Origin of the sequence: Variovorax sp. J22R115 (assembly GCF_030317005.1) — a bacterium.
Lineage (GTDB): Bacteria > Pseudomonadota > Gammaproteobacteria > Burkholderiales > Burkholderiaceae_C > Variovorax.
Map to the genome: position 1 here is coordinate 154,819 of NZ_JASZYM010000004.1, position 11,363 is coordinate 166,181.

Consider the following 11,363-nt stretch of genomic DNA (forward strand, 5'->3'; position numbering starts at 1 on the left):
AGGGGGTCAGACCGTTGCAGGTTGATCTTCGCCGGAATAGGCGCTACTGAGTGTGAGCAAATGCCGCCGTTGCTCCGTCGCAAGATAGGGCGCGAGCAAGTGCAGCGTGTGATGGGCGCCGCGAAGAAGGGCGCCCTGGGCATGCCCGGGCTCGAGCGCCTCGCGCGGATTGCGTACGTATTCGTAGCTGAGCCAATAGGTGAGCACCACCACCATGCTCTGCGCCAACGTGTCGACCTCGCGCGTGTCGATGTCGAGATGCCCGGCGCGGCCCAGGCCGGCCAGCAGGGTCCGGATGGCACGTGCCTTGTTCTTGAGCACGAGCTGGAATTGCGTCTCGAGGTGCCGGTTCTTGCTCAGCAGGTCGTTCAAGTCACGGTAGAGGAAGCGGTAGCGCCAGATGAGCTCGAACAGGCTGTGCATGAAGAACCATGCGTCCTCGACATCGTGCACACCTTCGCTCGCGTGCAGCAGTGTGTTGAGCTCGGTCTCGTAGCCTTCGTAGAGCCGGTTGATCAGCTCGTCCTTGGCCGGGTAGTGGTAGTAGAGGTTGCCGGGGCTGATACTGAGTTCGCCGGCCACAAGGGTCGTCGAGACGTTCGGTTCCCCGAACCGGTTGAACAGGTCAAGTGCGGCTTCGAGGATGCGTTGCGCAGTGCGGCGTGGCGCTTTCTTGGCCATGTCGGAGCCCCGTTTTTGTCTCTTGGGGGAGACTCTAGCGCAACTCTGTCGCGCCCGGTGCAGCGATCTCCGCCAGCCCCGCCCCGGCGGCGGGGCTCAGTTGCCGGTCAGGCTGCTTCAGGTACCGCCGCTTGCCTTGTGACGCTGCGAGGGCTTGGCGCCATCCGACGACTTGCGGGCGGCCGTCTTGCGCGGCGCCGGACGGGCCGGCGCGCCGGCCGCGGCCTTGCCGCGCAACTGCGCCTCGAGGACTTCAACCCGTGCTTGAAGCGCCGCGACTTCCTGGGCCGAGGGCATGCCCAGCTTCTCGAGAGCGCGCGCGACGCGCTCCTCGAAAATGTTCTCCAGCTTGCCCCAGCCGCCCGCGGCCTTGGTGCCGAATTCGCTCGCGAAGCCGGCCATCCGGGCCTGCGCCTGTGCCAGGGTTTCCTCGGCGGCCTGCTGCGTCTTCTTCTGGACGCCCACACCATCCTTCACCAGCGCCTCGAAGGCCTTGCTGCCTTCCTGCTGCATCTTGGCGAAGGCGCCGAGGCCGGCGAGCCAGATCTGCTGCGCGGAGTCTTTGATGCGGTCTGCGGGTTTGTCGTCTTCGGGAGTGGGCATGGTGGATTCCTTGAAGGTCTTTGGGACTCTAGCCGGGGTCGGACGGGCCGGTGTAGAGGCGGGGGTCTAGCTGCGAATTGAAACATTCTCGGATGGGATAATCCGCGCCTTGCCCGCTGGCAGGCGATATTCCGAAAACAGAGAGGGACCTCCGATGATCCTAGTTACCGGCGGCGCCGGCTTTATTGGTGCCAATTTCGTTCTCGACTGGATTGCCCGGAGCAGCGAAGCAGTTCTGAATCTAGACAAGCTGACCTATGCCGGCAATCTTGAAACGCTTGCTTCGCTCAAGGACAACGCCGGCCATCTGTTCGTGCAAGGGGACATCGGCGATAGCGAGCTGGTCGACACGCTCTTGGCGGAACACAAGCCTCGCGCCGTGGTGAACTTCGCGGCCGAATCCCATGTGGATCGTTCAATCCACGGGCCCGAGGATTTCGTTCAAACCAACGTGCTCGGCACTTTCCGCTTGCTGGAGTCCGTGCGCGGCCATTGGAACGCACTGCCCGCAGACCAGAAAGAAACCTTCCGCTTTCTGCACGTCTCGACCGACGAGGTCTACGGTTCGCTGTCGGCATCCGATCCGGCCTTCACGGAAGAGAACAAGTACGAGCCCAACAGCCCCTATTCGGCCAGCAAGGCGGCCAGCGACCACCTGGTCCGGGCGTGGCATCACACGTACGGCCTGCCGGTGGTCACGACCAATTGCTCGAACAACTATGGTCCGTTTCACTTCCCCGAGAAGCTCATCCCTCTGATGATCGTCAACGCACTCGCCGGTAAGTCGCTGCCGGTGTACGGCGACGGCATGCAGGTCCGCGACTGGCTCTACGTCAAGGATCATTGCAGCGCCATCCGTCGGGTGCTCGAAGCAGGCCGCCTCGGCGAAACCTACAACGTCGGCGGCTGGAACGAGAAACCCAACATCGAGATCGTCAACACGGTTTGCGCACTGCTCGACGAACTCCGCCCTCGCGCCGATGGCAAGAGCTACCGCGAGCAGATCACCTATGTCACAGACCGGCCGGGCCACGACCGGCGCTACGCGATCGATGCGCGCAAGCTCGAGCGTGAGTTGGGCTGGAAACCGGCTGAGACATTCGACACGGGCATTCGCAAGACGGTCGAGTGGTATCTTGCCAACGGCGAATGGGTGCGCAACGTCCAGAGCGGGGCCTACCGCGATTGGGTCCAGAAGCAATATGCGGGGGCGCCCGCGGAGGCGCAAGCATGAAGCTGTTGCTGCTTGGCAAGGGCGGGCAGGTCGGCTGGGAGCTGCAGCGCAGTCTGGCGCCGCTCGGCGAATTGGTGGCGCTGGATTTCGATAGCACGGACTTCCATGCGGACTTCAGCCGTCCTGAGCAACTGGCCGACACGGTGCTGAAGGTGCGGCCGGATGTCATTGTCAATTCGGCGGCGCACACGGCCGTCGATAAGGCCGAAAGCGAGCCTGAATCGGCGCGCAAGCTGAATGCAACGTCCCCGGGCGTCGTGGCGGAGGCTGCGCAGCAAATTGGCGCTCTCATGGTTCACTACTCAACCGACTACGTTTTCGATGGGAGTGGCGACAAGCCCTGGCAAGAGGGTGACGCGACGGGCCCGCTGAGCGTGTACGGCCGCACCAAGCTCGAAGGCGAGCAGCTGGTTGCCCAGAACTGTGCGCGCCATCTGATCTTTCGCACGAGCTGGGTCTACGCGGCGCGTGGCGGCAACTTCGCGAAAACCATGCTGCGTCTGGCGAAGGAGCGTGATCGGCTGACGGTCATCGATGACCAGTTCGGCGCGCCGACCGGGGCCGAACTGCTGGCCGACGTGACAGCCCACGCGATCCGCGACACGCTGCGCGATCCCGGTAAGGTCGGGCTCTATCACCTCGTGGCCGGCGGAGAAACCACGTGGCATGGTTATGCGCGCTTCGTGCTGGAGCAGGCCCGGGCCGCGGGCGTGGAACTCAAGGCTGGCCCCGGCGCCGTGGATCCGGTGCCGACCAGCGCGTTTCCGACGCCGGCCGCGCGGCCGAACAATTCACGCCTCAATACCGCGAAACTCCAGGCCACCTTCGGCCTCGTGCTGCCGCACTGGCAAGCGGGTGTCGCGCGCATGCTGCGCGAAACGCTCTGATCCCACTACAAAGAAAGATTCATGACGCAACGCAAAGGCATCATCCTGGCCGGCGGCTCCGGCACCCGCCTCCACCCGGCCACCTTGGCGATGAGCAAGCAACTGCTCCCGGTGTACGACAAGCCGATGATCTACTACCCACTCAGCACGCTGATGCTCGGCGGCATGCGCGACATCCTCATCATCAGCACGCCGCAGGACACGCCGCGCTTCCAGCAACTACTGGGTGACGGCAGCCAGTGGGGGATCAATCTGCAGTATGCGGTGCAGCCGAGCCCTGACGGGCTGGCGCAGGCGTTCATCATCGGGGCCGACTTCATCGGCGACTCCCCGAGCGCGCTCGTGCTGGGCGACAACATCTTCTACGGGCATGATTTAGTTCATCTGCTGTCGGACGCGGATGCCAGGCAGGCGGGCGCGACCGTGTTCGCCTATCACGTGCACGACCCCGAACGCTATGGCGTGGTCGCGTTCGACAGCCAAGGGAAGGCCAGCAGCATCGAGGAAAAGCCCGCGAAGCCGAGGAGCAGCTACGCGGTCACCGGCCTGTACTTCTATGACAACCAGGTTGTTGACATTGCCAAGGCCGTGCAGCCGAGTGCCCGCGGCGAACTGGAGATCACGGCTATAAACCAGGCCTATCTGGATCTCGGAAAGCTAAACGTGCAGATCATGCAACGCGGTTATGCGTGGCTCGACACGGGTACGCATGACAGCCTGATGGAGGCAGGGCAGTTCATCGCGACGCTCGAGCATCGGCAGGGTCTCAAGATCGCGTGCCCCGAAGAGGTCGCCTGGCGAAACGGATTCATCAGCACGGCGCAGCTTGCGGCACTCGCGAAGCCTCTGGAGAAGAGCGGCTACGGCAAGTACCTGAACCACCTGCTGACCGAAGAGGTGCGGTCGTGAAGGTTAAGCCGACGTCGATTCCCGACGTGCTCGTCATCGAGCCAAAGGTATTTGGGGATGCGCGCGGCTTCTTCTACGAGAGCTTCAATCAGATCGCTTTCGATGAAGCCGTGGGCCGCCACGTGGACTTCGTCCAGGACAACCATTCGCGTTCTGCCAAGGGCGTGTTGCGGGGACTGCACTACCAGATCAAGCAGACACAGGGCAAGCTCGTTCGCTGCGTGCGTGGGGCGGTGTTCGATGTGGCTGTAGACATCCGCAAGTCATCGTCAACCTTCGGGAAATGGGTCGGCGTTGAACTCACCGAAGACAATCATCGGCAGCTTTGGGTGCCTGAGGGTTTTGCCCACGGTTTTGTCGTGACAAGTGAGACCGCAGACTTTCTGTACAAGACTACCGATTACTACGCACCAATGCACGAGCGTTGCATCTTGTGGGACGACGGGCAGATTGGTATTAAGTGGCCGGTGGCCAGTATCGGGACTCCACGGCTGTCCGCAAAGGATGCCGGGGGCAGTTGCATCGGGGAGGCAGAAGTCTTTTCGTAATTCGTTTTTGGCCAGTGAGTGGATACATGACCAGTAATATAAGCGCCCGAACTCCATTTCGCCAGCTCGCGCGAATCTACGGAAGTATTCTCTCAATTTCGGAGTCCTTGTCTCGCATTCGGTCGGCATCGGTCGCCGAAAATCAACAGATGGCCGAGTCCATCACTCGAATATCGGACACCCTGTCCCGTATGGCGGCGACCGCTGAAGTCAGCAGCCAGGTTTTGATCGATCAGATGTCGGCCGTTGCGGCTGAAAGCGCTGCCGCAAACCAAATTTTGGCCGACCGAGGTGGCGGACTCGGTTACTCGCAAATTGAAGCGTCGCGAAATCAGGTCGACATCTACGAGCGGATGACGCTGAGACTGTTGCTTGATCACACTTCGATTGTCGATCGTTGCGTGATCGTTGAAGGGGCGTGGGAGCAGTCGCAAATAAAATTCTTCATAGGTCTTGTGAAAACAGCGGTAAGGCGTCGCGACATTGTGTTTCTTGATATCGGTTCCTATTGGGGCCTCTATTCACTACTGGCGATGCGCGCGGGCGTGCGTCGCATTCATGCGTTCGATGCCGACCGGCACAACTTCGCCCAGCTACAGGCACAGATCTTCTTGAACGATGCCGCAGGCACGATCAATCCACATAACTTGGCGGTTAGCGCCGAAGCGGGCAACTTGCGGTGCTGGGATAGTAGAACTCACCCAGACGGCAATCGCGGAGGGGTCGGGATCGTTGGTCGCGATGCAAAAGATCAGCCATCCTATGAAGTAGTGGCCGTAGCCATCGACGACTTTCTACCTTTCGAGCGAGAGGTCATCTTCATAAAAATAGATGTCGAAGGTCATGAAGACAAAGCCCTGCTAGGCTTGCGACAGACTATCGAGGGCAATAAGGTGGTGATTCAAGTGGAGATATTTGAGGCGCAATGGGAACGAGTCATGCCGATCATTGAAGAATTTGGTTTGCGAAGAATCCACCAAATTACGCCAGATTATTACTACACAAATATGACCAACGACGAACTTGAATTGCAGTCAATGGCTCCGATTGCCGCCTAACCGAGAGCTTTAAAAGATTCCCAGGCTCAGTGCTGGCCTCTCAGGGTCACCGGCCTCGTCTGATTGTCAGGCCAACCGATGTGGCAACATATCCAGACAATAGAAGCTTCAAATGAACATTGTCTTGGTGATAGGGTGGAACATCGACATGGAAATCCAAATGATGAGCGGTGGGGCCGATGTTAAAGTCTTCGACAATGTGTCCGCGTTCTCGGAGGCGCCGCACTAATTCTTCGATGTCGCTGCGGCGATAAATCACTGTGGGGCCATCGGTGATGGTATCTTCGTTCGAAGATGCATTGAACTCTGTTGTGTGAACCGCAACCCCTCCGATTTTCAGTGTCTTTTCCACGGCGTTGATGACGAATTGAATGCCCGCCTCCAGTGAACCGAGGTGTTCGAAGCAACAAGATGACCAATTGAAGTCGAAATCCCGTAGAGCGAGGTCGATATTGTTCATGTCGCACGCTTGATGAGTCACAAGTTGGCGAAACCGTTCATTGGGAACGATATCCGGGAAAAGCAGGGCATCTATGCTGTGTCCATACTGGTTGGTCGCCGCCCAACCTTGGCTGCCGTCGAGATCGGGTGGTGCATCCGTGGCAACAATCTGTGCCCCCATCGATGCAAAAACCGCCGGGAGTGGCTCGACCCCAACTCCAAATACCAAGCCTCGCGCACCGCTTGTAACAATCCCAGAATCGATCAATTTGTGAAGAATGAAGATCCACTCCCATTGCTTGCGGTGGAGATTGGGTCGATGGTTGATGATTTTGGCGAGCTGCGCGTAACGCGGATGGTAAAAATCACTCGCCTGGCAATTGGCATACTGCATGAACGGTTCGTCTGCCGATAGCATTTCCAGATCCGGCTGAGGCTTGAACAGAACACGGCGATGATATTGGACTGCATCTCGAAGCGCTTCATGCGCATTCTGCTGCACCCGGACTTGCTCGCTCAGGTTCTCAAAGGATTTTCGTAATTCGCCCAGCTCAGTTTCTCGATTTAGCTCGCGGCTTGATACGGCGTTGTTTACGGAGTTGTCGATAAGTTCGACTATCCGAGGGCGCACCTTTGTCCAAAATGGTCGCGCCAAACTCCTGCTGAGTTGTTTAATCATTTTTTTCCTCGGTGTTCCAATGGCGAAAATCTAATGGAGATATCGTTTGACTAGAATCGGGTGGGAAGCGAGTTGCCGGTGTCTAAAGGATGCCGTCATTGCCGTCAGATGTTGTCGATGGTGAAGAAGCGACGGTGGCGCCTTTCTGCCGTCTCGCGGTGTCTATCTCAGAGGCAGGGGAATAAACGTCGAGCACTGCCTCGATAAAATCTTGGAGGAGCGCGCCGTTTCCGTTCGCGCTGTCAGAACTCGGATGCAATACCTTGATCCGAGAGCCGGGATCCGACCGTGCAGGACAGTGCGCGGTCAGCCAAGACGTCAATTGTGATTCAACAGATTGTGAGAAGCAAAGAGCGCCATCGTTCTCCGCGAGTACGTGAAGCCATGTCTCATGAAGCTCGTTGCTTTCCTGAGGATAGCGTCGATCCCATTGGCTCGGCAGCATATCGCCTACGACGAATGTGACGTGCACACCAGCGTGGCGCAGCTTCCTGAAGACGTCCCGCTTTTCGATCACCTCGGGTGGCCGCGCGTCCAGGTCGATGAAGACATCACCTCGACGAAGATCGACCGGCTCGTCTGGCAGTACATCCGTCGGGCAATTCAGGAGGCCTAGAGCGTAGCGCCTAGCATAGCGCCATCCGATGCCATCCGAAGCATAGACAGGCTCAACCCTGAAGTTCGGAAGACCTGCATTCAACAGCTCCAACACCAGGGGTTCAATGAGTTGCTGCGCGTCAGTCCTCACTGAACCGTTGGTCAGTTCAGAGACGTCGATGAGCATTTGCCGATGTGGCATCTTGAGTGGAAGACTCTCGGCGATAGCACTTGAAATCTCCGCGACCTCGCTGCCCTGATCGGGCGACTCAGTCAACGGGTCGCTTGCGCCAATGATGCGAACCAAGCGGGAGCGCCCGGAGCTTGTGTCTTCAAAAAAATGCTCGATCGCAGCCGAGTAGCGCTGCGCACATTCAGTGAATGATGGGGTACTGGGCGGAGAGATCGTCGCCCATTCGTCTGCGATCGCTGGTCCGTACCAATCCCTCGCCAGTTCAAGAAAATGCGGCGAATTGACAATTACACCTTGCGCGTGTCGTATGACACTCAAGTTGCAGGGAAACTTGCGGACTGTGTCGATCGCATCTTCCGTGATGGAAGGGTGGGCTATTGCCTGATAGCCATGCGACTCATACAACGCTCGCATCCAGACATACGAAGTCGGAGTTGCAGGGTCATTGGGTGCATACAGTTCACTCAGATGGAAATCATGCAGTACCACGACCCCGGGGATTTCTGAGAGCAATGAGAGCATGTGTCGACAGCGCGACGTATTGGCGAAGTGATAGATCACTCGATCGAACAGATCGGCATGCTTTTTGAACCATTCGATCGATCGAAGGGGGAACGATATCGCAAGGCCCGGGTCGCTGACCGCAGACAAGTCACTGACAAGGTCAATGTCGTAGTGGCGTGCCAATTCAGGAATCAGCTTGACAGCGTAATCGGCGACTGGGCCGGGCTCCGGTGAAAACGGAGAGAGATACGCCAAGCGCGGCCGATCGGCGCGTTGCGCCGTTCGATAAGGGCGTCGACCGACAGCGTCCTTATGCAGAGCTTCCAGCCCTTCGATTGCCAGCCGGGCCGATTCATCCCAGGAGAACCTTCCGGCCTGCCTAAGACCATGTTCCGACAGCGTGGTCCTGAATGCGCTGTCGGTTAGACCTTGAAAGATCTTGTCTGCTATTGATTGGTCGTCCCGGGGGTCAAACAGCGCATCTTCTCGTCCGATCAGTTCCGGAAGACTGGATGTGTTGGCCGCAACAACCGCAGCTCCGCAATGCATGGCTTCCAATGCTGGCAGCCCGAATCCCTCGTGCCGCGAAGGAAAGACAAATAGAGTGCAGGTGTTGTATAGATCAACCAAATCCTCGTCCGGTACGTAGCCGGTGATAACTAGCGTGCCGTCTTGAAGACCTTCGCGCTTCGCAAGTTCGAGGAGCGCTTCGCGATGATCTGGCCCCAGCAAGCAGACGATGGCAAGTTGATGCTGTGAGCGGACATCTGGCGGTAGCAGTGCGAATGCGCGGATGAGCCCATCGAGATTTTTTCTGTGGTCCATGCCACCCGTGTACATCACGAACGGCTTGTCGAGGCTATGACGCCCACGGAGCGCCGACTCGTGCTCTGCGCTTAGTCGGCAGGGGCGAAAGTGCTCGGATGCGGCGCTTGAGATATTGATGCATCGATTTCTGTCCAGACCCAGATGAAGGATGCCCTCTCGACGCGACGATTCAGAAATTGCGAGCCACATATCGGCGCGACGAAGCGAATCAATCTTGCGCATGTACCAGGAGCGAAACACAGGGTCCTCAAGGTAGGGGCGCTTGTGAATGAGCGGAATCAGGTCATACAAGGTAACTGCGGTTGGCTGCTCGACAAAGGTGCCGACACTCGTCACCGCAGCGTTGTTATTTCCTTCAAAAAGGCTCGATACGTGCACCACATCTGGCCGCAGAGAGGCAAGAAAGGCCTCGTAGAGTCGTTCCCTGGCTCTGCCGCTTCCGGCGCTGGATCGATCGGAATATGGAGGGGGATGCCATATCCGAAAGTTGCTCCGCTCAACCAGCCCATCGAAAGCCAACTTCATCTCTTCGACGGCGTCGGGAAAGCGGCCATTGAGGGCCAGGATAACTTCATGATGCTGCGAACGGGCCACCATCGTTCTAGCAAGCGCCAATGAGTATCGTCCGATGCCGCGTGTCCTGCTACCCGGTGACTGGACGCCCTGGATGTCGATTACGAGCCGCATTCGGTGTCTCCGTTCGCTTGTTGTTGTCGCTTCAGCTGGCCATAGATACACGTCGCATCCGGTGATAGCAGGTGAAGTTCGTGCGGCAATTCGATGTCTTGAACGTCGGATGTCGGCGCCGATGCAACAGGGGGGGGCGCAAGCGCTCTCTGCAAGCGGCGTCGCACTGGAGGGACGCAACTGAGACCGATCACAGCACAGCGCTTGAGTACCGGGTGAGTCACCACACCATGCGCTGCACTGCGCAGAAGCGCTTTTACACGCCGCTTGACGCCCGGAACTATGCGCTCTCGAAAGTAAGAACTGAAACCATGGAAAGGCGCACAGATAGAGCGGACCGGCGCTGTTACGCGCCACGAAGAGCTGTTCAGAACAGCCTGGAGATGGGTTGCAAGCGCGTCTCTGCGCTCCTCGGACTCCGCCAAGCGCGTTTCGGCGTCGGCGCTACGTGCTTCCATTTGTTTAAAGTGGTGCTCCGTCGCTCTCGCTCGCTCCTCCGCATGAGCTGCGCGAGCCTCAACTTGGGTCGCATGAGCCTCCGCTTGGGTCGTGCGGGCCTCTGCCTGGGTCGTGCGGTTCTCTGCTTGGGTCGTGCGGGCCTCTGCCCGGATCGCACGAGCCTCTGTCTCGGCGGACAGAGCGCAAACTCGCTGAAGGTCCGCCTGTACATGAGAAAGCCGTGTGTTGGCGGCTGTCAGCGCGTGCGTGAGTTCTTCCTCGATCGCAGCCGATTTCGCGAATGTTGAATCCCGTTCAGCTCGATGTGCTGCGATCAGTCCCTGACACCAGGGTCCCGAGGTTCCACTAAGCTCGATGTTGTCGAACACATTGGGCGGAGTCTGCAAACTTCTGGCCAAATCTGCGTGTTCGGCGGCAACATAGAAGCGGTTCAATCCATCGAAGTATGCAAATTGGTAGTTTGCATCAAGAAGCAGTCGATCCGCGCCCGTGAAGCTCAATTCGGTAGATAGTGGAACCGTTGCTTCGATCAGAATAATCCATGGCCTGAGTGCCCGGCTGTCCCAGCCCCTGAGAACTTCTTCTTCCAATCCCTCGACATCGATCTTAAGCCAGTGCACCTCTAGCTCACTCAATGAAGCCAGCGCGGTCTTCATCGGGAGCATCGGCACCTTGAGAACGTGATGTTGAAGGCCCAGGCTTTCGTGGTGCCGTTCAGCATACTCCGCCACGCCCGTACTCAGACCAGTGCCTGGAATGACGTTGAGTTCCAGAATTCCCGTAACATCGGATATCGCCATCTGCAATACGGTCTCGTCCGGCCGGTCGTTTCGCAGCAGATCCGCATATTCGGGGACTGGCTCGACATGCACGCCGCGCCAACCGTTTTCATAGAAGGCCTTGCTGACGGAATCGATAGTTGGATGCTGAGCGCCGATGTCTATGTATCGACCGTTGGGAATATGCCGCAGCGCGCGCCAAAGCATGGCGTCCTCGAAGTTCTGAGCGTAGGAGATGAAAGCCATGAACCTTGATCGTGTTGAGGGGCCAAATTC

At 58.5% G+C, this 11,363-nt stretch carries 10 protein-coding genes; 5 read left to right on the forward strand and 5 right to left on the reverse strand.

Annotated elements, in window-relative coordinates; translation table 11 throughout:
• Positions 1-6: 6 nt before the first annotated feature.
• Together QTI04_RS08350 and QTI04_RS08355 are read right to left on the reverse strand one after the other, a co-directional pair.
• The gene (locus tag QTI04_RS08350; RefSeq protein WP_286615044.1) at positions 7-681 is read right to left on the reverse strand and encodes a TetR/AcrR family transcriptional regulator; all 675 of its coding nucleotides are present in this window, start codon (positions 679-681) and stop codon (positions 7-9) included.
• 117 nt (positions 682-798) lie between these two features.
• Entirely contained in the window at positions 799-1,284 is a 486-nt protein-coding gene (locus QTI04_RS08355; RefSeq protein ID WP_286615045.1) for a phasin family protein, read from the reverse strand.
• A 154-nt stretch (positions 1,285-1,438) separates the two neighbouring features.
• Here QTI04_RS08355 and rfbB point away from each other — a divergent pair, with 154 nt between their 5' ends.
• The 5 genes from rfbB to QTI04_RS08380 all read left to right on the forward strand — a co-directional run bounded on the left by rfbB (position 1,439) and on the right by QTI04_RS08380 (position 5,920).
• A complete protein-coding gene (gene rfbB, locus QTI04_RS08360; protein WP_286615046.1) occupies positions 1,439-2,518 on the forward strand; it encodes a dTDP-glucose 4,6-dehydratase in 1,080 nt (359 codons plus the stop codon).
• The gene (gene rfbD / locus QTI04_RS08365) at positions 2,515-3,405 is read left to right on the forward strand and encodes a dTDP-4-dehydrorhamnose reductase (RefSeq protein ID WP_286615047.1); all 891 of its coding nucleotides are present in this window, start codon (positions 2,515-2,517) and stop codon (positions 3,403-3,405) included. The genes rfbB and rfbD overlap by 4 nt, the downstream gene beginning before the upstream one ends.
• Positions 3,406-3,426: 21 nt before the next feature.
• Positions 3,427-4,314 carry a glucose-1-phosphate thymidylyltransferase RfbA gene (gene rfbA, locus QTI04_RS08370; protein ID WP_286615049.1) on the forward strand — a complete coding sequence of 296 codons (888 nt, stop codon included), beginning with the start codon at positions 3,427-3,429 and terminating at the stop codon, positions 4,312-4,314.
• On the forward strand, positions 4,311-4,862 hold the full coding sequence (gene rfbC / locus QTI04_RS08375) for a dTDP-4-dehydrorhamnose 3,5-epimerase (RefSeq protein ID WP_286615051.1): 552 nt from the start codon (positions 4,311-4,313) through the stop codon (positions 4,860-4,862). The genes rfbA and rfbC overlap by 4 nt, the downstream gene beginning before the upstream one ends.
• 149 nt (positions 4,863-5,011) lie before the next feature.
• A complete protein-coding gene (locus QTI04_RS08380) occupies positions 5,012-5,920 on the forward strand; it encodes an FkbM family methyltransferase (protein WP_286615053.1) in 909 nt (302 codons plus the stop codon).
• Positions 5,921-5,966: 46 nt separating this feature from the next.
• On the opposite strand, the gene QTI04_RS08385 is transcribed toward QTI04_RS08380, so the two are convergent.
• From QTI04_RS08385 to QTI04_RS08395, 3 genes are all read right to left on the reverse strand, one after another.
• Positions 5,967-7,040, reverse strand: coding sequence for a hypothetical protein (locus QTI04_RS08385; RefSeq protein ID WP_286615056.1), 1,074 nt, complete (start codon positions 7,038-7,040; stop codon positions 5,967-5,969).
• 82 nt (positions 7,041-7,122) lie between these two features.
• A complete protein-coding gene (locus QTI04_RS08390) occupies positions 7,123-9,849 on the reverse strand; it encodes a glycosyltransferase family 1 protein (RefSeq protein ID WP_286615058.1) in 2,727 nt (908 codons plus the stop codon).
• The gene (locus tag QTI04_RS08395) at positions 9,837-11,333 is read right to left on the reverse strand and encodes an FkbM family methyltransferase (protein ID WP_286615059.1); all 1,497 of its coding nucleotides are present in this window, start codon (positions 11,331-11,333) and stop codon (positions 9,837-9,839) included. The genes QTI04_RS08390 and QTI04_RS08395 overlap by 13 nt, the downstream gene beginning before the upstream one ends.
• Positions 11,334-11,363: the final 30 nt, after the last annotated feature.

What these genes read in the sequence shown, in the direction of transcription:
- QTI04_RS08385 (WP_286615056.1), bottom strand. Translation starts at nt 7,040, where the DNA reads ATGATTAAACAACTCAGCAGGAGTTTGGCGCGACCATTTTGGACAAAG.
- QTI04_RS08380 (WP_286615053.1), top strand. Translation starts at nt 5,012, where the DNA reads ATGGCCGAGTCCATCACTCGAATATCGGACACCCTGTCCCGTATGGCG.
- QTI04_RS08395 (WP_286615059.1), bottom strand. Translation starts at nt 11,333, where the DNA reads ATGGCTTTCATCTCCTACGCTCAGAACTTCGAGGACGCCATGCTTTGG.
- QTI04_RS08390 (WP_286615058.1), bottom strand. Translation starts at nt 9,849, where the DNA reads ATGCGGCTCGTAATCGACATCCAGGGCGTCCAGTCACCGGGTAGCAGG.
- QTI04_RS08350 (WP_286615044.1), bottom strand. Translation starts at nt 681, where the DNA reads ATGGCCAAGAAAGCGCCACGCCGCACTGCGCAACGCATCCTCGAAGCC.
- rfbB (WP_286615046.1), top strand. Translation starts at nt 1,439, where the DNA reads ATGATCCTAGTTACCGGCGGCGCCGGCTTTATTGGTGCCAATTTCGTT.
- rfbD (WP_286615047.1), top strand. Translation starts at nt 2,515, where the DNA reads ATGAAGCTGTTGCTGCTTGGCAAGGGCGGGCAGGTCGGCTGGGAGCTG.
- rfbA (WP_286615049.1), top strand. Translation starts at nt 3,427, where the DNA reads ATGACGCAACGCAAAGGCATCATCCTGGCCGGCGGCTCCGGCACCCGC.
- QTI04_RS08355 (WP_286615045.1), bottom strand. Translation starts at nt 1,284, where the DNA reads ATGCCCACTCCCGAAGACGACAAACCCGCAGACCGCATCAAAGACTCC.